This window comes from Arthrobacter sp. StoSoilA2, assembly GCF_019977195.1.
Taxonomy (GTDB): domain Bacteria; phylum Actinomycetota; class Actinomycetes; order Actinomycetales; family Micrococcaceae; genus Arthrobacter.
Window position 1 is genome coordinate 3588554 of the sequence record NZ_AP024643.1, and the last position, 22298, is coordinate 3610851.

The 22298-nt window shown below is 63.3% G+C and carries 19 protein-coding genes and 2 tRNA genes; 5 read left to right on the forward strand and 16 right to left on the reverse strand.

The window, feature by feature from the left end:
* Positions 1-6: 6 nt before the first annotated feature.
* The 8 genes from LDN82_RS16340 to LDN82_RS16375 form a co-directional block, all read right to left on the reverse strand.
* Positions 7-663, reverse strand: coding sequence for an SDR family oxidoreductase (locus LDN82_RS16340; RefSeq protein ID WP_224165035.1), 657 nt, complete (start codon positions 661-663; stop codon positions 7-9).
* Positions 664-748: 85 nt separating this feature from the next.
* Positions 749-822, reverse strand: a tRNA-Met gene (locus LDN82_RS16345).
* A gap of 61 nt (positions 823-883) precedes the next feature.
* Positions 884-955: transfer RNA gene (locus LDN82_RS16350), tRNA-Thr, on the reverse strand.
* A 118-nt stretch (positions 956-1073) separates the two neighbouring features.
* Entirely contained in the window at positions 1074-1664 is a 591-nt protein-coding gene (locus LDN82_RS16355) for a LysM domain-containing protein (protein ID WP_224165036.1), read from the reverse strand.
* 245 nt (positions 1665-1909) lie between these two features.
* Positions 1910-4081 carry a DEAD/DEAH box helicase gene (locus tag LDN82_RS16360; RefSeq protein ID WP_224165037.1) on the reverse strand — a complete coding sequence of 724 codons (2172 nt, stop codon included), beginning with the start codon at positions 4079-4081 and terminating at the stop codon, positions 1910-1912.
* A gap of 439 nt (positions 4082-4520) precedes the next feature.
* Positions 4521-5177 (reverse strand): MOSC domain-containing protein, encoded by a 657-nt coding sequence (locus LDN82_RS16365; protein WP_224165038.1) that lies wholly within the window; start codon positions 5175-5177, stop codon positions 4521-4523.
* A gap of 30 nt (positions 5178-5207) precedes the next feature.
* Complete coding sequence (locus LDN82_RS16370; RefSeq protein WP_224165039.1) at positions 5208-5882, reverse strand: response regulator; 675 nt, start codon at positions 5880-5882, stop codon at positions 5208-5210.
* A complete protein-coding gene (locus LDN82_RS16375; protein ID WP_224165040.1) occupies positions 5879-7402 on the reverse strand; it encodes a DUF4118 domain-containing protein in 1524 nt (507 codons plus the stop codon). Before LDN82_RS16375 ends, LDN82_RS16370 begins: the two co-directional genes overlap by 4 nt.
* A 151-nt stretch (positions 7403-7553) precedes the next feature.
* Between LDN82_RS16375 and LDN82_RS16380 the strand changes: the two genes are divergently transcribed.
* From LDN82_RS16380 to LDN82_RS16390, 3 genes are read left to right on the forward strand one after another with little or no spacing between them, the layout of a single operon-like run.
* Positions 7554-8303: a Tat pathway signal protein gene (locus tag LDN82_RS16380; protein ID WP_224165041.1), complete on the forward strand. Its 750-nt coding sequence runs from the start codon at positions 7554-7556 to the stop codon at positions 8301-8303.
* Positions 8304-8305: 2 nt separating this feature from the next.
* On the forward strand, positions 8306-9511 hold the full coding sequence (locus LDN82_RS16385) for a glutathionylspermidine synthase family protein (RefSeq protein ID WP_224165042.1): 1206 nt from the start codon (positions 8306-8308) through the stop codon (positions 9509-9511).
* A complete protein-coding gene (locus tag LDN82_RS16390) occupies positions 9508-11055 on the forward strand; it encodes an APC family permease (RefSeq protein WP_224088397.1) in 1548 nt (515 codons plus the stop codon). Before LDN82_RS16385 ends, LDN82_RS16390 begins: the two co-directional genes overlap by 4 nt.
* Positions 11056-11062: 7 nt before the next feature.
* On the opposite strand, the gene LDN82_RS16395 is transcribed toward LDN82_RS16390, so the two are convergent.
* Positions 11063-12412 (reverse strand): glycosyltransferase 87 family protein, encoded by a 1350-nt coding sequence (locus tag LDN82_RS16395; protein ID WP_224165043.1) that lies wholly within the window; start codon positions 12410-12412, stop codon positions 11063-11065.
* Between the two features lie 133 nt (positions 12413-12545).
* Here LDN82_RS16395 and LDN82_RS16400 point away from each other — a divergent pair, with 133 nt between their 5' ends.
* A complete protein-coding gene (locus LDN82_RS16400) occupies positions 12546-13721 on the forward strand; it encodes an acyl-CoA dehydrogenase family protein (RefSeq protein ID WP_224165044.1) in 1176 nt (391 codons plus the stop codon).
* Positions 13722-13781: 60 nt separating this feature from the next.
* Here the strand turns inward: LDN82_RS16400 and LDN82_RS16405 are convergent, their stop codons facing one another.
* From LDN82_RS16405 to LDN82_RS16430, 6 genes are all read right to left on the reverse strand, one after another.
* On the reverse strand, positions 13782-15218 hold the full coding sequence (locus LDN82_RS16405) for an MFS transporter (RefSeq protein WP_224165045.1): 1437 nt from the start codon (positions 15216-15218) through the stop codon (positions 13782-13784).
* Positions 15215-15739 (reverse strand): helix-turn-helix domain-containing protein, encoded by a 525-nt coding sequence (locus LDN82_RS16410; RefSeq protein WP_224165046.1) that lies wholly within the window; start codon positions 15737-15739, stop codon positions 15215-15217. The genes LDN82_RS16405 and LDN82_RS16410 overlap by 4 nt, the downstream gene beginning before the upstream one ends.
* A gap of 67 nt (positions 15740-15806) precedes the next feature.
* A complete protein-coding gene (locus tag LDN82_RS16415; RefSeq protein ID WP_224165047.1) occupies positions 15807-17096 on the reverse strand; it encodes a glycosyltransferase 87 family protein in 1290 nt (429 codons plus the stop codon).
* Between the two features lie 4 nt (positions 17097-17100).
* Positions 17101-18270, reverse strand: coding sequence for a cystathionine gamma-synthase (locus LDN82_RS16420; RefSeq protein ID WP_224165048.1), 1170 nt, complete (start codon positions 18268-18270; stop codon positions 17101-17103).
* 48 nt (positions 18271-18318) lie between these two features.
* A complete protein-coding gene (locus LDN82_RS16425) occupies positions 18319-19704 on the reverse strand; it encodes a cystathionine beta-synthase (protein ID WP_224165049.1) in 1386 nt (461 codons plus the stop codon).
* Positions 19705-19761: 57 nt separating this feature from the next.
* Entirely contained in the window at positions 19762-20154 is a 393-nt protein-coding gene (locus LDN82_RS16430; protein WP_224088406.1) for a VOC family protein, read from the reverse strand.
* Between the two features lie 132 nt (positions 20155-20286).
* Here LDN82_RS16430 and LDN82_RS16435 point away from each other — a divergent pair, with 132 nt between their 5' ends.
* Entirely contained in the window at positions 20287-21261 is a 975-nt protein-coding gene (locus LDN82_RS16435) for a 3-methyladenine DNA glycosylase (RefSeq protein WP_224165050.1), read from the forward strand.
* 75 nt (positions 21262-21336) lie between these two features.
* On the opposite strand, the gene LDN82_RS16440 is transcribed toward LDN82_RS16435, so the two are convergent.
* On the reverse strand, positions 21337-22242 hold the full coding sequence (locus tag LDN82_RS16440) for a hypothetical protein (RefSeq protein WP_224165051.1): 906 nt from the start codon (positions 22240-22242) through the stop codon (positions 21337-21339).
* Positions 22243-22298 lie beyond the last annotated feature (56 nt).

Here is a 22298-nt window from a genome sequence, read left to right on the forward strand (position 1 = left end):
GCCACGTCAATCCGTGGTCAGGGCATCCACCACGTCAACGGTTCCATCCTTGAAAGTGATGGTCCGGTGGATAGTGCCGGGAAGTTCCAGGACGGCAGCGGCCACCAAAGCAACGTTGGCACGGGACGTCCCGGTGCCGTTGCCAGGGTTGGCCGGGTTGACTTCGATCAACCCGGACGCCGGCTCCTCGGTCAAGGTTCCCGGTCCCAGCACTGTCCAGTCCAGGCCGCTACTGCGCAGGTAGTCATCGGCCACTGCTTTGGACTCTGCATAAGGGAAGAAAGGGTGGTCCTTGGGAATGCCGTGATCCTTGGCACTGCCGATGTAGGACACCATCACGTAACGCTTAACGCCGGCTTCCTTGGCTGCGTCCATGGATCGGATGGCGGCGTCCCGGTCCACGGCATAGGTCCTGGCCGGGTTACCCCCACCGGCCCCCGCCGACCAGACCACGGCATCGTGGCCCTTGAGCGCCTGGGCGAGTTCCGCCGTCGTCGAGTTTTCCACGTCCAGCACTTGCGCAGTGGCTCCCGTCTCCGTGACATCTGCCACATGATCGGGATTCCGAACGAACGACGTGACATCGTGACCTTCGCCACTAAGAATCCGGGATAGATGAAGGGCCACTTTGCCGTGGCCGCCAATGATTGCGATTCGGCTCATGCACCCATTCTGTCCCAGATGGAAAGGTGGCGCGGTCGGGCAAATGAAAAGACCCCGCAGATGACACCTGCGGGGTCTTGCTCTGTAGCGGTGGGGAGGCTCGATCTCCCGACCTCACGATTATGAGTCGTGCGCTCTAACCAACTGAGCTACACCGCCACGAATGAGAAAAACCTGTGTCAAGCCGGTCAAAACCGCCTTGACACAGGCCCTCATTCAGAGCCCCCCACCGGAATCGATCCGGTGACCTCGTTCTTACCAAGAACGCGCTCTACCACTGAGCTAGGGGGGCAACGAGTAAATACTCTACCGGACGTTTTCAGAAGCTACAAATCGGCGAAAATCCGGGGAAAAACGGCGCCGACACAATTTGCGCAGACGCCGTTTTCCTGATCCAGATAACGCCCAAATCAGGGTAGCCGGAGCACCTGTCCGGGGTAGATGAGATCCGGGTTGGGCACTGTGTCAGCATTCGTTGCGATCAGGGCTCCGAGGTCCACCCCGAACTGCGCAGCGATGCCGCTCATCGTGTCGCCGGGCTCAACCACAACCTCCGTGACGCGCGGGGCGACTGGACCACGTTGTCCTGCCTCGGCAGCGGCCTCAGAGGCTGCCTGGCGGGTCACTGGCTGGATCTCCGGGGCTTCCGGATCCAAGCCGGCCTGTTCGGCGATCCCAGCGCCTGCAGCGTTGGCTGCCGCCTGCTGTTCGGCGGCCTGGGCTGCGGCAGCTTCCGCGGCCGCCTTGCTCGAAGCAGAAGCATCGACGGCGGCAGCATCCTCTGCCGCCTGGTCCACAGCGGAGGGGGCGGCAGCGGAGGGGGCGGCAGCGGGTTGGTCGGCAGGATCAACTGAGGTGTCCGAGCCGGTGGCCACACCCTGGTTCCTGTGACCCTTTTCACCGGCATCCACCACGCTGGCATCCGGGACACTGGCATCCGGGCTTAGGTGATGTTTCTCACCACGGCCCAGGTTCTTCTTCAAGTTGTCGAGCAATCCCATCGGAACCCTCCTACATTCAGCTTGCGACCCTCAGGCTCTTCGCAGCTACGCCACTCGTAGCACCTCGATCGTACGGCGGCACTCCGGCCGTTCCAAGGCTTCCAGGACCTCCGCAGAAATCCCGGTCTTGTTCGAAATACCCGTCGTTCAAGGCCCCGTATATCGAACAAGGCCCGGAATTGACGGGTTAAACGCCACAGGGGGCCGGCCCGAAAGCCGACCCCCTGACGGGAACTACTTAGTGTTTACCACTTGCCCTTGCGGTTGAAGTCGCGGTGTCCGCCTTCGCCACCGCTGCGGGGCTTGCGGGCGCCGTCGCCGTGTCCGCCGAAGCGGGAGCCGCTGGCCTGGCCGCGGTCACGATCGCCGAAGCTGCCTGCAGTGCGCTCGGAGCGGTCGCTGTACGTGCGGCCGCCGCGGTCGGCAGAGGAACGCTCGCCACCTTCGGACTTGCGGAAGTCCTTCTTGAACCCACCGCTGCCCTTGAAGTTGCCGCCACCACGGTTTTCGCGGTCGCCGTAGCCACCACGGCCACCGGCGCCACCACCGGCGTAGCTGCCACGGTCGCTGTTGGGCCTGCGTCCGTTGTCCAGCTCAAGGTGGATCAGTTCGCCACCAATGCGGGTGCGGGACAGTGCGCGCAACTGCTCGGGGCTGAGGTCTGCCGGGAGCTCCACCAGGGAGTGGTCCGAGCGGATGTCGATGCCACCGATTTGTGCGGAGGAGATGCCACCTTCGTTGGCAATGGCGCCCACGATGGACCCCGGCATGACGCGCTGACGGCGTCCGACGGCGATCCGGTAGGTGGCGTTGCCCTCGGTGAGTGCACGGGTCGGGCCACGGGAGCCGAAGCCGTCCTTGGAGCGCTCGCGCTTCTGGTACTCAGGAGCTGCAGGCAGTTCCTTGACCAGCAGCGGCTGTCCGCCCTGTGCCATGACGGCCAGTGCAGCGGCGATCTCCGAGGCCGGTACGTTGTGCTCTTCCTCGTAGGAGGAGATGAGGTCGCGGAATGCTGCAACATCCTCGGACTCGAGGGTCTCGGTGATGCGTTCAGCAAACTTGCCCAGGCGCAGCGTGTTCACGGTCTCGGCCGTGGGCAGGTGCATCTGCTCCACCGGCTGGCGCGTAGCCTTCTCAATGGAACGCAGCAGGTACTTCTCCCGCGGCGTCATGAACAGGATGGCGTCACCGGAACGGCCTGCACGGCCGGTACGGCCGATGCGGTGGACGTAGGACTCGGTGTCGTGGGGGATGTCGTAGTTGATGACGTGGCTGATGCGCTCAACGTCAAGGCCACGGGCTGCGACGTCGGTAGCAACCAGGATGTCGATGCGGCCTTCCTTCAGCGCGTCAACAGTGCGTTCGCGCTGCTGCTGCGGGATGTCGCCGTTGATGGCGGCAGCCTGGAAACCACGGGCCTTCAGCTTGTCGGCGAGGTCCTCGGTTGCCATTTTGGTGCGCACGAAGGCGATGACGCCGTCGAAGTCTTCAACCTCGAGGATGCGGGTCAGGGCATCCAGCTTGTGCGGGCCCATGACCTGGAGGTAACGCTGCTTGGTGTTGGCACCGGTGGTGGTCTTGGACTTCACCGAGATTTCAGCAGGGTTGTTCAGGTACTGCTTGGACATGCGGCGGATCTGGCCCGGCATGGTGGCAGAGAACAGTGCAACCTGGCGGGTTTCCGGAGTCTGCTGGAAGATCTGCTCTACGTCGTCGGCGAAGCCCATGCGCAGCATCTCGTCAGCTTCATCCAGCACCAGGTACTGGAGTTCGGAGAGGTCCAGGGAGCCCTTGGCAATGTGGTCGATCACACGGCCGGGGGTACCGACAACAACCTGTGCACCGCGGCGAAGGCCGGCCAGCTGGGGACCGTAAGCGGAACCACCGTAAACCGGAAGCACGGTGAAGTCGTCAATGTGCTTGGCGTAGGAAGTGAACGCTTCGGCAACCTGGAGGGCGAGTTCACGCGTCGGCGCCAGGACCAATGCCTGGGTCTTGCGGGACGGGCCGTTGAGGTCGTGCAGCTCCGCCAGGCGGGACAGGGCAGGGACAGCGAAGGCTGCGGTCTTGCCGGTACCGGTCTGGGCCAGGCCGACGACGTCGCGGCCTTCGAGGAGCAGCGGGATGGTGGCTGCCTGGATGGGGGACGGCTTTTCATACCCGACATCCTGCAGTGCGGCCAGAACGCGGCCATCGATGCCAAGATCGACGAAGCGGACGCCTTCTTCTTCCTCGTCTTCTACCTTGGGGGCAGAAGCTTCGGTGAAGGTGGGGGCTGCAGACTCGGGTGCAGCGTTCTCGACGGGGGCAGCGGCGGCGGCCGGTGCTTCTACTGCGGTGCCTTCAGCGGCGGTCTCTGCTACGTCAGCAGACTCAGCGTTGGGGGCGTCGAAGTTTTCGTTGAGATTTTCGGTCATAGGGGGAAATTCCTCATCCATAGGGCAGTCGGCGCGGCCCGGTTGGGCTTGGCCGCATTACTCGTCGCGAAGAGCCAGGCAAAGGTGCCCTGCTTTCGCAAGAAGTCCGGCGCTATCGCAATCCCATGGCAGGACTTCCCGCTGCATCTCTTGGCTGCTATCCCAGCAGTCTGTACAGCGTTTTCTTTAGCCGGCTCTCCCTATGAAAATGCCCGCACACATTTGCGGGCCCCAACACTTACCAGTCCTGCCTCAAGAATTGGGCAGGATAAAGGGATTTCCGGAGTGGGGGATATTTCAAGTGTAGGGCACAGAGTGCCATCACCGCGAGTTGAGTGCTGATGGAGACAAGGTGAGCTTGAGCACACCCGGACTCTCGGCTACTCCAGGCAGCCTCCATACAGCACCCCAACAAGCCGCGCAGCCCGTTCAAGAAGGCTTAGAACCCGTTTCGCCGAAGGACTTTCTCGAACTTCCCGTGGTATTCGTCCTGAAGCCGGATCTCCCCGTCTGCCTCGGCATCGAGCAGGGTTTGCACCATGTCCGGTGTGGGCTCGCTGAACCACTGGCCAACAGTAATGCCGTGCTTCGGTACGAATAGCTGGTGAATGTGGTCTCCCGCGGACACCGTCCCCGTCTTGATCACACGCAGGTAGGTTCCAACCCGCCCGGCCTGCGTGAAGCGCTTCACCCATTGCGGCTCGTCCAGCAAGCGCTGGAAGGTGGCGCACGGGACGCGCGGTGACGTTACCTCCACCTCCACATCCAGCCCGATCTTCCAACGTTCACCAATGACGGCTCCCGTGGTCGCGATTCCCTCCACGCGCAGGTTCTCCCCGAAGACGCCGGCTGGAAGCTCACGATCCAGTGCGGCCGACCAGTAATCGGCATCCGCCTGGGAATAGGCATACAGAGCCTGGTCTTCACCGCCGTGATCGAACCTGTTGGCCTGGACGTCGCCGTGTACGCCGAGCTTGTGGATCTTCACGGGGCCTTCCACAGGACGCTTATCTATCGCCGTGACGCCAACGCTTCCTTCCGGGTCCGGCAACAACTGGTGGACACGGCAGACAGCGAGGAGGGATGCGGTGTTCATGGACAACAGTTTACGGACGGGGAACCGGATTTAAGGATCAAACCGGTAACCCATTCCCGCTTCAGTGTGCAGGTGCCGCGGCGCGGCCGGGTCCCGCTCCAGCTTTCGCCGCAACTGGGCAATATACACCCGCAGATATTGCGTCTCCTTGGCATAGGCCTGACCCCAGACCTGGGTCAGGATCTGCTGCTGGCTCACCAGCTTCCCCTTGTTCCGCACCAACAACTCCAGGATGTTCCACTCGGTGGGCGTCAGCCTCACCTCTGACCCGTCCTTCACGATCTTCTTGCCCGCCAGGTCCACCATGAAGTCCGACGTCGCCAAGGTAGGTTCCTCCCGATCGGTAAGGACCCGGCGCGAGGCAACCCGAAGCCGCGCAAGCAGCTCATCCAGTCCGAAGGGCTTGGTCACGTAGTCGTCCGCACCGGCGTCGAGCGCTTCAACTTTGTCCTCCGAGGCATGCCGGGCGGACAGCACGATGATGGGCATGCTGCTCCACCCACGGATGCGGCGGATGATCTCCACCCCGTCCATGTCCGGCAATCCAAGATCCAGCACAACAATGTTCACGCTTTGTCTCGCCACGGCGTTCAAGGCATCGGCGCCGTTTCCAACGGTCATTGCCTGGTACCCGTGGGCCTGCAGGGTGACCTGCATGGCCCGTGCGATCTGGGCTTCGTCCTCAACGATCAGCACACGGGTCATGCCCTGCCTCCCCCATGACCGGTCCACAGCGGCAACGTAACCACCATGGTCAAGCCGCCACCTGGCGTCGGCTCCGCCATGAGCGTGCCGCCCATGGCTTCCGTGAAGCCTTTGGCCACCGCAAGTCCCAACCCGATTCCGCCGCCCGCGCCGCCTACCGGGGCGGGCGAATCGCCAAGCCGCTGGAAGGGCTGGAACATCTCAAGCACCTCGTTGTGTCCCACCCCGCTGCCATGGTCCACGATCCTCAGTTCGCTGGCAGGCTTGTCCCCCACCGTTATCCCGGCACCCGCACGCGCAGTCAGGACAACGTCCGAACCAGGTGCGTACTTCACCGCGTTTTCAACGATGTTCGCCACGACGCTCTCCAACATGCCGGCGTCGGCTGTTACGGGCGGCAGGTTGGGTTGCAACTCGCTGCGTATCCGATCCTTCGGGATCCCTCGAAGTGCCTCGGGCAATATTTCGGTCCAGGTGGTGCCCGCGAGCAAAGGGTTCACGGCATCGGCGGTAATCCGGGACATATCCAGCAGGTTGTCCACCAAATGGTCAAGGCGGTCCGCATAATTCTCGATCGTCTCCAACAACTCCTTCTCCACGTCCGGAGGGAACTGGACCTCTTCCTGCCGCAAGCTGCTCACAGCCAGTTTGATTCCGGCCAACGGCGTCCTCAAATCATGGGAAACGGCGCGAAGGATAGACGTCCGCATCTTGTTTCCCTCGGCCAGGCGAAGGTTGTCCCGCCTGCTCTTGACCAGCTGCTGCCGCTCACGCACAGCCACCACAAACGCTCCGAAGGCCGCCAGCAGACGCTGGTGTTGGGAGGACAGCGCACCACCGCGCAACAACAGCGTGTAGTGGGGATCGACGACGGCGGCATGGTCCGCGGCAGCATGGGTCACCGGCGGATTGGGGCCGGCGCTCGCAAGAATCCGCCACTGCGGCGGTGCTCCCGGCACTGCGACGCTGTCCGGTCCCGGCGATCCCAAGAGCGTCACAGCCTCCATGCCGAGATTTCCGCGGACTTTCTCAAGGAAGGATTCAAGGCTGCCGTCGGAACTGAGGATGCGCAGGGCCAACTCGCTCAGGGCAGTCGCCTCGGCCTCGGACCTCGCAGCCTCCTGGGCCCTGCGGCTTGCCAGTCCCACCGCGAGCGCCACGCCGCAAGCCACGGCCAGGAAAACCACCAGGGTAAACAGGGTGGTTGGATCAGCGATGGACAGGGAGCCCACGGGTTCGGCGGAAAAATAGTTCAGCAGGAAACTACCCAGGACCGCCGCGACCACGGCGGGCCACAGGCCTCCGATTGCGGCAACGGCCACGGCCGCCGCCAGCTGAAGGAGCATGATCATGGCGAAGTTTCGGAAGCCCAAAACGGTGACCATGACTTCGACGCCCGGCGGCAACAGCAGGGCAAGGACAAGGCCCGTCACAACGCGTCCACGGCCGATGCCCCGAACAGCGGGAAGGCGCAGCAGAACGGCGTCGGAGTCGCTGCTTTGTGCTTCAGGAGCTGGCATGGCTACATCCTTCCACGGTTGGCAAGATGGGCAGTTCTGCCCACCTTCGGTTGACAGCAGTGCCCGCGCCCCGCTCAAGGACTAGGCTTGCTTTCAGCATCTGGTCCGGCATGGCACCGGACAATCCAACGGTCTATCCAGGGGGATATACATGGACCCGAACGAAGGCGCCGCAGGCAGCGGCGCTTCAGGAAACGGCGCGTCGGGCAGCGGCGCGTCAGGCAGCGGTGCTGCAGGTGGTGGCCAAGGTCCGGACGCGGGCAAGAATCCGCCCAAGCCACCGCCGTGGCTGGTGCCCAAACCCGAGCTCCATCCGGAGCTGATCCCTCCTGCCGATGACGACACGGACAAAGCTCCTGGCGCATCCCAGCCCGGCACATCCCAGCCAGGCTCTTCCCAGCCCGGCGCATCCCAGCCCGGCCCTTCCAAGCCCGCGCCCGGCCATCCGCTCCCCATCCTTGACCCGTTCGCCAAGGAACGTGAACGCGAAGCAGCCCAAGCCGAGGCCCGGAAGAAGCGCTCCCGGCGCCGCACCGTCGTCGTGGGTCTGGGCGTGACGGCCCTTCTGGCCGGAACCATCACGGCCGTGGTCGCCAGCAGCGAACAAGAGGCCGACTACGCGCAGGTCTGTTTCAACGATGAAACCGGCGAGCGCGTGGACGATTCCCAGTGCAACAACAGCAGCTCCGATGGCCGCGGTTCCGCCATCTACGCCTGGTACTTCTACTCGCGGGGAGCCAGCGTGCCCGCTGTGGGACAGAACCGCAACTCCTACCCCAGCTACACGAAGACAGTTCCACAAGGCGCCAAGACTTCAACGGGCTACAGCACCAAGGGCGGCACAGTCAGCCGTGGCGGCTTTGGCAGCAGCTCCAAAAGCGGCGGAAGCTCGGGAGGCTAGGCGTGCGGCGTTTGCCCTCCGAGCCCAGGCCGGACTGGAAAAAGAAGATCGAAGAACAAGGCCTGGTGTTTTCGACCACCACCATGCCCGATGGCCGCAAAATCGAGTACTGGAACGAGTCGGCGTATTACGAATTCACCATGGACGAGGTGGAGACCCTCGAGAAGACTGCCGAGGACATGCACCTCATGTGCCTGGAAGCGGCAAAGTTCCTCGCCACCGGGGCCATGGGAGATATTGGCATCGGCCAACAGGCGCTGGAGCTTGCCGGTGAGTCGTTGCAGGCGGGGGACATGGATATCTATGGGCGCTTCGACTTCATCTATGACGGCAAGGGTGGGCCGGCGAAGATGCTGGAGTACAACGCCGACACGCCCACAGGCCTTATTGAAGCCTCCGTTGCGCAGTGGTTCTGGCTGCAGGATGTGTTCCCGGAAAAGGACCAGTGGAACGGAATCCATGAGGCGCTGATCCGGCAATGGAAAAAACTGCAGTTCCGCACCGGGATGAGCACACTGCATGTGGCCCATTCGGAGGCCGAAGAGTCCGGCGAGGACTGGATGACTGCCGCCTACATGCGGGATGTGGCGAGCCAGGGTGGGTGGACGACCATCGGCATCAATATGTCGGATATCGGTTGGGACCCGAACCTGAACCGCTTTGTGGACCTGGACAATTTCATGATCAGCACCATGTTCAAGCTGTACCCGTGGGAACTGATGATGAAGGAACCTTTCGGGCACCGGCTGCTGACGCGGGCGCACAACCCCCGGTGGGTAGAGCCGGCGTGGAAGATGCTGCTCTCCAACAAAGCCCTGCTGGCTGCACTGTGGCACCTCTACCCCGGCCACGGGAACCTGCTGCCGGCCTACCTTGGCGATCCTGGCCCGCTCAAGGAATGGGTGGCCAAGCCCCTTCACGGCCGCGAGGGCGACAACATCCGTATCCATGCCACCGGCATCGAGCTGCAGCAGCCCGGCGGCTATGGCCGCGAAGGGTGGTGCTTCCAGCAGTACCACGCTCTCTCCGACTTCGATGGAAACCATCCGGTGCTTGGTCTGTGGGTGGTGGACGGCGAGTCCGTGGGCTGCGGCATCCGTGAATCCGATGGCCCCATCACGGACTATTTCTGCCGCTTCGTTCCCAACACCATTGATGCCCCGGCGCCTGCCGCGCCCACCACTACTTCTTATGGAGCTGCACTTTGAGCACTGAAATTTCGACGCCGGACGGCGGTTCAGCGGGCGGCGACCGTACCGTCGTCGTACCTTCCAAAGGCCTCCATGCAGGGATCCTGGACCTTGGCGACTCCGTCATGCTCGGTTTGGCATCCACGGCACCGGTGTATTCGCTGGCCGCTACGCTGGGGCTCATTGTTGCCGTCAACGGCAACTACACCCCCCTGATCCTGGTCCTTGGCTTCATCCCGGTGCTGTTCATCGCATACGCGTTCCGCGAGTTGAACAGTGCGCTCCCTGACTGTGGCACCACGTTCTTCTGGGCCCGCAAAGCCTTCGGGCCGTGGGCGGCCTGGCTGGGCGGCTGGGGCGTGGCGTTGGCCGGCATCGTGGTCCTCGCCAACCTGGCCCAAATTGCCGGGAAGTACCTATGGTTGCTGGTCGGCGACGGTTCCCTGGCAGGGAACACGTGGTTGGTGACCGCCACCGGGGTGTTGTTCATCGCCTTCATGACCTACGTGAACCACCGCGGGATACGGCTTGGCGAGCACGTCCAGCGGACCCTGACTTACATCCAGTACATCTCCCTGGGCATCTTTGCGGTGGCCATTATTGTTGGGATCGCCGGTGGCGCGCCTGGAACAGCCGACAGCAGCCCCACCGTCCAGCCTTTCGACCTTGAGTGGTTCAACCCCGCGGGTGCGTTCGCCGATCCCAGCGCCGTAGTTCATGGGGTTCTGCTGGCCCTGTTCATCTACTGGGGCTGGGACACCTGCCTGGCCCTGAACGAAGAGACGGAAAACCCTGCGAAGACTCCAGGCCGGGGTGCCGTTATTTCGGCGTTCGTCCTGGTGGCAATCTACGTCTCCGTGGCGCTGCTGGTCATGATGTACGCGAGTGTCGGGACCGAAGGCATTGGCCTGGGCAATGAAGCCAACCAGGATGACGTGTTCCTGGCCATGAAGGACGTAGTGCTGGGTCCCTGGGGTTGGCTGATCGTGGTGGCTGTGCTGGCATCCGTCCTGTCCTCAACGCAGACCACCATCCTCCCCACAGCCCGGGGAACGCTGTCCATGGGCGTGCACGGTGCCCTTCCGGCGCGGTTTGGCAAGGTCCACCCAAGGTTCCAGACACCGGGTTTCTCAACCCAGGTGATGGGTGTGGCTGCCGTGGCGTACTACGTGGCCATGAGCTTCCTCAGCGAGGACCTCCTTGCGGACTCCATCAGTGCCATCAGCCTGTTCATCGCGTTCTACTACGCCCTGACCGGTTTCGCGTGCGTGTGGTTCTTCCGCTCAACGCTCCGGGATTCTGCCCGCAACCTGTGGTTCCGCGGCATCCTGCCCTTCCTGGGAGCGGTGTCGCTGACTGTGGCGTTCTTCATTTCAGCGGTGCAAATGTGGGATCCGGAATACGGTGATACGCAGATCTTTGGGATCGGCGGAGCCTTTGTCAGCGGTGTCCTGCTTCTGCTCCTGGGTGTGGTGCTGGCCATCGTGTGCCGTTTCGCACCTGCCACGCGTGGCTTCTTCACCGGTGAACACACCGAGGTCGGGCTGGTGCGCGGCGAGTAGCCTGCGTTCAGCGCCGTGCCATGGCCCACTGGCGGAGCCGGGCAGGCACGCCATCCGGCAGGACGGCATCCCGCCGCAGCGCCACAAGCCAGCAGACCAGGATCACCACGGCGCAGAACACCCCTGCGCTCGATGCCATGATCCACAGCCCCGGCGTCTGGACGTTGAGGTCCGCGGCACCCAGAGCCGTGCCGATGGTCTTTGGAGAATAAAAGAAGACCAGCGTGGAAACGGCCAGCACAGCGGTCATCAGAATTCTCTGCGCCCTGTACCGGCCCGGGGTTTCCTTGATGGTCCAGGCGAAGGCCGGCAGAACGATTGCCATCCAGACCCAGTGGTGGGACCACGAGACGGGGCTGATGAGCAGCATGGTCAGTGCCGTCGTCGCTATTGCAATGACGCGGGCTCCCTGCAAGCTGGCCGCGCGGATCAGGAAGGCCGCGAGCACCACCGTGCCAAGGCTGAGCGCTAGCCAGGGAACCGTCACTGAATCCTGCGGCACGCCGAAGTGAAGCAACGCGCCCTTTATCGAGAGGTTGTCCACGTAGCCGGCGCCGCCGATCCGGGACGTGTCAGGGAGTATCTCCAGCCAGAACTGCAGCGACTCGGCTGGCCGAACCACCCATGCCAGGAGGACGGTACCGGCGAAACCGATGGACATGTTGGCCAGTCCACGCCAGTCCTTACGCATCAGGAAGTACAGGCCAAAGACAAGGGGCGTGAGCTTGATACCCGCCGCTATGCCCACCAGGAAGCCGCTGCCACGGAACCCCCGGCGCCCGGAGGCGCCCAGCAAGTCGACAGCCATCAAGCCCATGAGCAGGATGTTGATCTGGCCGAACGCCAGCGTTTCACGCCACGGACCAAGGAACAGGACAGCCAGGAACAGCGCCCCGGCAATCCAGCGGGCGCGGGCGGATGACAATGCAGTTCGCCAGTCGTGCTTGGAGGCCCAGTACTTCACTATGGTGGCGGCGACCCAGCCGGCAATCGCTACGCCGGCCACGTTGAACAGCATCAGCGCGGCGGGTTGCGGCCAGAGTGCCAACAAGCCAAAGATGAGCGCTGCGAACGGCGGATAGGTAAAGGGAAGATCCGGTCCTCCGGCGGCGGCAACACTTGGGCCGTACAAGTCCGAGGGCGAGGCACCGGCCTCGTTGAGGATGCTTCCGCCGAACCAGTAGACACTGAAGTCCAGGCCCTCCTTACTCCAGCCAGCAAGCATCAGCCACACGGGCCCGATCAAGAGCGCCCACGGGAGCCAACGGAGTGTCTTTGAAGCGGTGGATGCAGACTTCCCGGCTTCCGCCTTAGCCTGTAAATCGACGCCGGGCAGTGCCATGTCTTTGTCCCCCAATATTTTCTTTGTGCAGTGGGGATCCCAGTGGCTCCCGGAATACATACTACTTAAACGCCCGACGGCGGCCCGACCCGGCTGGTGGCGCGGTGCATCCGTCCACTGCGTGCATCCAGCCACTTAGGATGCTGGAATGAGCGATTCAACGACGAACACCTCGGATGTGCTGGCCCTTGATTCCCTGTTGACCAGCGAAGAGCTGGCCCTCCGCGAGACAGTGCGGGATTACACCACCCAGCGGATCCGGCCGAACATCGCGCGCTGGTATGAGGACGCAGTCTTTCCTCGGGAGATCGTGCCGGAGTTGGGCGAACTCGGCGTCCTGGGAATGCATCTGGAGGGTTACAGCTGCCCCGGACGCACCGCCGTCGAATATGGCCTGGCAGCCATGGAACTGGAGGCCGGCGATGCCGGGATCCGAACCTTTGTCTCAGTGCAGGGCTCGCTCGCGATGACGGCCATTCACAAGTGGGGCTCGGAGGAGCAGAAAGAACAGTGGCTGCCACGGATGGCCGCCGGTGAACTGATCGGCTGCTTTGCGTTGACGGAGCCGACGGCCGGTTCGGATCCATCATCGATGGCCACTTTCGCCCGGGAGACCTCCGACGGCTGGGTCCTCAACGGCGCCAAGCGCTGGATCGGACTCGCCTCAATTGCCGACGTCATGGTGGTGTGGGCCCAAACAGACGACGGCATCCGCGGCTTCCTGGTACCCGCGGGCACGCCGGGCGTAACGGCCACGCCGATCGAACCGAAACTCTCAATGCGCGCATCAATCCAATGCGACATAGAGTTCGACGGCGTAAGGCTGGGTCCGGAGGCAATCCTCCCGGGTGCCGTCGGACTTCGTGGACCGTTCTCCTGCCTGAACGAGGCCCGGTACGGCATCGCGTGGGGAGCGATGGGCGCAGCCCGCGACTCCTATGAGGCCGCCTTGGAGTATGCCGGCAGCCGGCTCCAGTTCGGGCGACCACTCGCTGGATACCAGTTGACGCAGGAGAAGCTGGTGAACATGCTCCTGGAGATCCAAAAGGGAACCATGCTCGCCCTGCACCTTGGCCGCCTGAAAGACGCCGGACACCTTCAGCCCCATCAGATCTCCGTGGGCAAGCTCAACAACGTCCGGGAGGCCATCAAGATCGCCCGGGAGGCCCGCACTATCCTGGGCGGCAACGGAGTCACCCTGGATTATTCGCCGCTGCGGCACGCCAACAACCTCGAATCAGTGCGCACCTATGAGGGCACTGATGAGGTTCACACCCTCATCCTTGGGCAGCACATCACGGGAATCGGCGCCTTCCGCGGCTGAGCACCCAACTGAGTAGCAGCTGATGCCGTTTTGGCGCCCCAAAACGGCATCAGCTGCGACCTAGTTGGTTGGGGCGGCAGGCGCGTCGGCGACGACCACGGGTTGCTTACGTGCCGCATCCTTGCGGATGGTTGCGCTGATCACTGCAGCCACCGTGCACATTGCAGCCGCGCCCAGCCACGCGTAGTTGTAGTGGCCGGTGGCATCGCGGATGAAACCAGCAGCCAGTGCGGCGGCAGCCGCTCCGAGTTGATGCGCCGCGAACACCCAGCCGAAAACCACTGAGCCATCGGCGCCGAACACCGAGCGGCAGATGGCCGCGGTCGGAGGCACTGTGGCCACCCAGTCCAAGCCGTAGACCACGACGAAGATGATCATGCTCGGTTCCACGGATGAGCCCAGCAGCAGCGGCAGCACCAGAAGCCCGATCCCCCGGAACTGGTAGTACACCGCCAACAGGACCTTGGGGTTGAAACGGTCCGTCAGCCAACCGGATGCGATGGTCCCCACGATGTCGAAGATCCCGACGACGGCCAACAAGCCCGCCGCTGTGGTTTCGGGCATCCCGTGATCGTGAGCTGAGGGAATGAAGTGTGTGCCGATGAGCCCGTTGGTTGTCGCTCCACAAATAGCGAAGCCCGCCGCCAATGCCCAGAACGTGCGGACTTTGCTGGCACGCTTAAGGACCTGCAATGCCCGGACAGCCGCGTTCGCCGAATCCGGCTTGGCTGCTGCGGAAGCCGTCGACGCAACTGCAACACCCGGCGTCGTGGTCTTTGAACCGGCGGGACTGGCGTCAGGTGCTTCCGCACCATAAGGCAACACCCCGACGTCGGCGGGTGAGTTCCGCAGCCACCTCAGGACCAGCGGCACAACAGCGAGCGCCCCGGCGGCGATGAGCAGCGACGCGCCCCGCCAGCCCGGGTTCTGCGCCAGGGCTGCGATGAAGGGCAGGAAGACAAGCTGGCCAGCGGCGCTGCCGGCGGTCAGGATGCCGATCACCAGGCCACGGCTCTTGGCGAACCAGGTGTTCGCGATGGTGGCTGCGAAGACGAGGGCCATGGATCCCGTTCCGAGGCCAATCAGCACGCCCCACGTGAGCAGGATCTGCCAGGACTGGTTCACCAACACAGTTAGCGCTGAGCCCAGGCCAATCAGGCAAAGCGCTAGCGCGGTGACTTTGCGTATGCCGAAGCGTTCCATCAAGGCCGCGGCGAATGGTGCCGTCAGACCGAACAGGACGAGGTTGATGCTTACCGCAAGGGACAACACTGTGGTGGACCAGCCGAATTCCTGCTGCAGCGGGACCATCAGCACTCCGGGCGCGGCCCTGAAGCCGGCCGCCCCAACCAGGGCGAGGAAAGCTACGGCGCCCACGATCCAGGCAGGGTGCAGCCTGCGGCTGGGTCGACGGCCAGGCTTGGTGCCCGTGGGGCGCTTGCCGGTGGCGACACTTGCGGAGGTTGCCGGAGTTCCGGTGACATCAGGAGCGGTCATGCGGAGATCTCCGTTTCGGGGGAAGTTGTTGATAGGGGTGCTACGGCCAGGGGCATTGGATGGTCGCTGCGTGTGAAGCTATGCCAGCTCGTGTTGGCAGCTGTCAGCTGGACGCCACAGTGGGTGCAGGTGTCGGCAGAGGAGGTGACTTGTCCGCAGTCAGTGTGGACCACCCGCATATGGGACACCTCGTTGGGGGCGTCCAAGTGTTTCTCTGCCCAGATGATGATGGCGTTGAGGACGGGAAGAGCGTCCTCGCCCTTGGGTGTCAGCACATATTCCTGACGGGTTCGGGCACCATCCTGGTAGGGGCGTTGCGCCAGCAGCCCCGCCTCGAGCAGCCATCCAAGACGTTTGCTGAGAACGTTGTCCGCGACTTCCAGGCGCTGCTTGATCGCGTCGAAGCGGCCGTTTCCGAAGAAGATCTCCCTCAGGACCAAGCTCCCCCATGGATCACCGAGGACATCCAGGCCGCGGGCCAGGCTGCACGTGCGGGCGGACCAGTCGGATCGTAAGGGCATGTGGACAAAAGTACATGACTTTTCTAAAGAAAGCTATGCTCGGCGCAGTTCTCCGCGGCAAAGAAGGTCAGGAAGCCACGCGCCCAGCGGGCATCCCGGCTGGAACGAGGCCCGTGCGCGAAGGCCGGTAAGCCAGGGCCCAGTACACCAGCAGCGCGATTCCGCACACCACACCGAGGCTGGACACCATCAATTGCCACTGCGTCTGGGGGTCCTTGCCCCACTCGGCAGCACCGGCCCAGACGGCAAGGTTCTTCGGCGTCATATAGAAAGCAACCGTGGAACAGGCCACGATGATCCACCCTGCCGTCCGCATGCGCCCGCTGCGGGACGGCACCCGATGCATCGCGAAGGCCATGCTCGGCAGGGCTACTGCCACCCAGACCCAGTGGTGGGACCAGGAGACGGGACTGATCAGGAGCATCAGGATGGCCGTGGCCGAGACCGCGATGAAGTTCTCGTCAACATCCACGGCCCACTTAATGACCTTTGCTGCAAGGGCCGCCAGGACCAGGGAAAGAATCATCCACACCACGCTGGTGAGAGTGGAATCCGGCATGCCGAAGTGCAGGAGCAGCCCCTTGACGGACAGGTTGTCCACGTAGGCGGGACCGCCGATGCGCCCGGTATCGGGGAGGATCCGGGTCCAGAATGCCAGGGATGCTTGCGGGAGGATGGCCCACGCGATGGTGATGGACCCGAAGAATCCAGCGGCCATCCATCCAAGGGCCTTGAAGTCCCGGCGGACCAGGAAATACAGTCCGAATGCCAGCGGCGTGAGCTTCACGCCTGCGGCCAGGCCGATCAACAGTCCTGCAGGCCACCGGATCAGGCCCGCCCGCGCCTTACCGTAGAGCGCGAAGTCCGCCAGGATCACGCCCATGAGGATGATGTTGATCTGGCCGAAAACGAACGTGTCCCGCCACGGGCCCAGAAGCAGGATGGCTCCCGTTCCCACCAAAGCCGTGGTCCTGAAGCGATAGTCGGCGAATGCTGAACGCCACGTCTTCAGGCCGAAGTAGTGCCGTGCCAACCAGGCCGCCACCACTGCGGCGCCAGCCAGCGCCGCGATGATGAAGACCATGCTGCTGGCGAAGAAACCCATTGCGGCGAGGCCGGCAAAGAGCAGGGCCGCAAACGGCGGGTACGTAAACGGAAGGCCATCGCGCACAGCGTAGAGATCCCCGCCTTCGAGAACCTTGCCGCCGCCGTAGAAATAGACCTCGAAGTCGTTCAGGAACGGCTGGTAGTCCGTGTAGAGGAACCAAACGGCGACGGCGAGGGTAAGCACGCCTGCGACGGTCAGGATCCAGCCTCGCTGGGCAGCCGAAACAACCGTGGGTGAAGAAGAAGCCACCGTGTCAGCCGTTGCTGATCTTGGCGAAGGCCTGCTCAAGGTCCGCGATGAGATCCTCGGACTCCTCGATGCCGCAAGAGAGGCGCAAGAGGTTCACGGGGACGGCCAGTTCGGTTCCCTTGACGGATGCGTGCGTCATCTCCGAGGGATAGTTCATGAGGGATTCGATTCCGCCCAGCGATTCAGCCAGGGTGAAAATCGACGTGGATTCGGCAACCGTACGCGCTGCCGCCTCACCGCCCTTGAACTGGACGGAGACCATGCCGCCGAACTTCTTCATCTGCTTGGCAGCGAGTTCGTGGCCGGGGTGGTCCGGGAGGCCCGGATAGAGCACGGCTTCAACTTCGGGACGCTGCAGCAGCCATTCGGCTACAGCCTGTCCATTCTCGCTGTGCCGGTCCATGCGCACGCCAAGGGTCTTGAGGCCACGCGTGGTGAGGAAAGCATCCATCGGTCCCGAAACGGCACCAACAGCGAACTGGATGAAACCGATCTTCCCGGCAAGCTCGGCATCGTTGACCACGATCGCGCCGCCCACCACGTCCGAGTGGCCACCGATGTACTTGGTGGTGGAATGGATCACGACGTCGGCACCCATGTCCAGCGGGGTCTGCAAGTAGGGGGACGCGAAGGTGTTGTCGACCACCAGGAGGGCACCGGCGTCGTGCGCGACGGCGGCGAGCGCGGCAATATCGGTGATCTTCATCAAGGGGTTGGACGGGGTTTCCACCCACACCATGCGCGTCTTGTTCGCTGCGACAGCACGTGCCACAGCATCGAGATCGGACATGTCAACGGGAGTGTTGCCAATGCCCCAGTCGCCGAGCACACGGTCGATGAGGCGGTACGTGCCACCGTAGGCGTCGTTGCCCAGGACGATGTGGTCCCCGGGGCGGGCCGCAGCCCGGATCAGCGAGTCTTCGGCAGCAAGGCCGGAGCTGAACGAGAACGCGGCGGAACCACCCTCGAGGGCCGCCAGCTGTTCCTGGAGGGAGTCGCGGGTGGGGTTGCCGCCGCGGCCATATTCGTAGCCGGACCGCAGGCCGCCGATCCCGTCCTGGGCGTAGGTTGAGCTGAAATGCAGAGGCGGCACCACAGCGCCTGTCCGGGGTTCGAAGGCCTGGCCCGCGTGGACGGCCCTCGTGTTGAACCCGGCGTTGTTGTTGACGGACATGGAAGCTCCTCTTTCAGTGTTCAACAGTTGGAAGTGGGCGCGTGGCGCTCAGTTGCTCAGGTAAGCCAGAAGGTCGTGGCGAGTCAGGATGCCCACTGGCGCCCCAACGAACGTGACCATCACAGTATCGACGTCGGACAAGAGTTCGCGTGCCGCGGAAATGGTCTCAAGGGATCCGATAACGGGCAGGCGCTCCCCCATGTGTTCCGAGATCTTGTCCGTGAGTTTGGCTTCGCCACGGAACAGTTTGGTAGTGAGGCTGCGCTCATCAACGGCGCCCAGGACCTCGCCCATCACTACGGGCGGTTCCTGCGAGAGGACCGGGATGTGTGAGACGCCGAACTCGTTCATGATGTTGATGACGTCCCGAACAGTCTCGTTCGGGTGGATGTGGACCAGGTCCGGCATCTCTCCTGTCTTGGACTTCAGCACCTCGCCCACGGATGACTCTTCGCCGCCGGAAAGGAAGCCGTAGGAGCGCATCCATTGATCGTTGAAGATCTTGGCAAGATAGCCGCGGCCCGAATCGGGGAGAATCACCACAACCACCGCGGACTCGTCCAGGTCCTTGGCGGCCTCCAGTGCAGCGACCACGGCCATGCCGGAGGAGCCACCCACCAGGAGGCCCTCCTCGCGTGCCAGGCGGCGGGTCATGGCGAACGAATCGGCATCCGAAACGGCGATGACCTGGTCCGGGACGGTTTTGTCGTAATTCGCTGGCCACATGTCCTCGCCAACGCCTTCAACGAAGTAGGGGCGCCCTGTGCCGCCCGAGTACACAGAGCCCTCGGGGTCCGCACCGATGACCTTGACCCGGCCGCCGTCGGACCCGGGACGGTCTGCCGAGACTTCCTTAAGGAAGCGGCCCGTGCCGGTGATGGTGCCGCCCGTTCCAGCGCCTATGACGACGTGCGTCACCCTGCCGTCGGTATCGCGCCAGATCTCCGGTCCTGTTGACTCGAAGTGGCTGTCCGGGGCTGCTGGATTGGAGAACTGGTCCGGCTTGAAGGCACCGGGAATTTCCTTGACCAGGCGGTCTGAGACACCGTAGTAGCTTTGCGGGCTGTCGGGGGCAACAGCTGTGGGCGTCACCACGACTTCCGCGCCGTACGCGGCCAGGACCGCCCGTTTGTCCTCGCCCACCTTGTCAGGCACCACGAAGACGCATTTGTAGCCCTTTTGCTGTGCTACGAGCGCCAAGCCGACTCCGGTGTTCCCCGACGTCGGCTCAACGATGGTTCCGCCCGGCTGCAGCCGCCCGTCTTTTTCCGCTTCTTCGATCATCTTCACGGCGATGCGGTCCTTGATGGATCCGCCGGGATTGACGTACTCGAGCTTGACCAGGACGGTGGCTTTGATCCCGTCCGTTACGTGGTTGAGCTTGATGAGCGGCGTATTGCCGATGAGGTCCAACACAGACTGGGCGTACTTCATAGGTACAAAGTTACCGCCTGCCCGTAGTCCGCCCCGCCGTGCCCCACGTGCGGAGCATCACTTCCCGGCAGAGGAGTCCGTTTGCCAGAGGCCCAGGATGTTGCCCTCGGTGTCTTTGAAGTAGGCGTACCAGCCCATGCCGGGGACGGCGTCCTTACCTTGAACTATGGAGCCACCCGCGGATTCCACCTGGCCGAGGGCAGCATCCACATCATCCACGTCTATGGTGAGGATGGGATTTTTCAGGTTGTCCGTTCGGGGGAACAGGGCACCATTGATGGCTCCGGGTTCCTTGGGCCTGCCGGTCTGTTCATCGGACGGAGTAGTGATGGCGATCGTGTAATCCATTTCCTGCATAGGGCTGAGATTCCAGCCGAAAGCACTTTGGTAAAAAGTGTTCGCCCTGTCGTTGTCATCCGTGGGAATCTCAAAATGCACTATTCCGGCCATGGTTTGCGCTCCTGGATTCTGGGGGTCGGACGCGGCCCACCCGCGCCACATCAGGGAGTCTAGACCCGGGAAGCGGCCGCCGTAAGAGGCTTGCAGGAGTGAATTGTCAGCCAGCCGTGGGACGATGAAAACATGACCATTGCAGACGCCCCGCCCCTTGTTGCGGCTGCGGCAGACGCTTCCGTACGATGGCACCCCGGCGCCTCCTACAGGCTCGACCAAACCATGTTTCCCCTGATGCGGGGCAATGCCGACCCCTCTTTCGCGGCCCATCCCAACGGGTTCTGGATGGCCTTCACTACTCCTTCAGGAGCTGTCACCGTGCGGCTTTCCGCAGGCGGCCCGGGACCTGATTCATTTGTCGATGCGCAGGCCTGGGGGCCCGGCGCGGAGCACGCCATTGCCGGCGTACCACGGCTGCTCGGCGCGGACGATGACTGGTCCGCTTTTGACGAACCCGTCTTCCATGCAACTCTCCCGCGCCTGGTCACTGAAGCACGACGCCGGAACCTGGCTCTCCGGCTACCCTCCACGGGCCGGGTGGTTGACTCCCTTGTGCCCACCATTCTGGAGCAAAAGGTCACCACCTTGGAGGCAAGGCGTGGCTACCGGTACTTGATGTACCGTTTCGGAACCAAAGCCCCCGGCAGTGCGGCTCCTCCCGGGCTCCTCGTACCTCCCACTGCCCGGCAATGGTTGGCCGTTCCGTCCTGGGAATGGCATAAGGCGGGAGTTGGGCCACAACGCTCGGCGACGGTGATGCGGGCGCTGCAATCCGCCGTCGCGCTTGAACGTTTGGCTGGCCTGGACCCAGCCCGTGCCGGAGCCAAACTGCAGACCATTCCCGGAATCGGTGTTTGGACTGCCGCGGAAGTGGTCCAGCGGACCCACGGCTGCCCGGATTCTATCTCCGTGGGCGACTACCATCTTGCGTCGTTCGTGGGCTATGCGTTGCTGGGACGGAAGATCGACGACGCCGGCATGCTGGAGCTACTGGAACCTTGGCGCGGACAAAGGCAGCGGCTGGTCCGCATGCTGTACTTGAGCGGCTTCCGGAAGCCCACCTTCGGCCCGCGGATGACCGTCCAGGACCACCGCAGCCACTGACCTTTTAAAGCAACGCGGGGTCACTTAGGGCCCATGTTTGCTCCTCCAAAGGGCCGTAAATGACCCCGCGTTGGGTCATACCCTCTTGATCCTGGAGATCACCCCGGCGAAGCCTTCGGCAAGGTCGTCTGCATTGACTTTGAAGTAGGACCACCCCGCTCTGAGAAATGCCTCGTCGCGCCGGTTGTCCCGGGACTGCTGTTCACGTGTCAGGTGATGGGCGCCGTCGTACTGCACTGCGATTCGAAACCGCCGGTACCCGAGGTCGGCCCTCGGTGACATCGGATCCAGCAGGTCCAACTGCAGCTGGAGTTCAGGTTCCGGAAGGCCGGCATCCCGCATGGCCAAACGAAGGAATGTTTCTGGATACGAGTCCGCACCCACCCTCATTTCGTCCAGCGCAAGGCGGGCTTTCTCCACGCCTTGGAGGTTGGGGTGTTGTCGAATTAACAGCCGCAGACCAGAGGGGTAAGCATAGGGTTCGGACCGTGATTCGAAGGCTGGTCGAGGGCGACGGATCAGCTGATCGCCCATCGCGATCACGTAGTTCAGCGGCAGGTCCTTGGCCAAGTCCAGCCAGGTGCGAGGACGAACTGAAACCGGTACTCCCTCGAAATCCATGACTTCACCGGGGTGGACGCGCACTCTGTGGCCCGTCACCCCGCCACGGCGGACCCTCGGGAGGATGTGCGGTTTGCTCAGGTGGATGGCGTCTCCCCCGCCCATCCAAGGGGGAAGCCCCAAACCCGTGAGAAGTGCGGCAGTTTCGTGGGATACCCAGGCCCCGGGTGTTGCGGCGGCCAGAACCCGCGCCCGTTCCAGCAGTTCCATCTCACGTCCCGTTGGCAGATGAATCAGCCGTCCGCCGTCGGAAATGTCCTTTGCCCTGAGCCTTTTAGCTGGGATACCGAGCTCGCGGGACTCGTACGTCGTGAAAGCACGGTACTGGAGTTCGTCGGGCAGAGGGTTGATACGGACCATGCATTCCAGTGTGTCGGTTTGGCCCTGCCCGCACGGAGTTATCCACAGCCCGGATA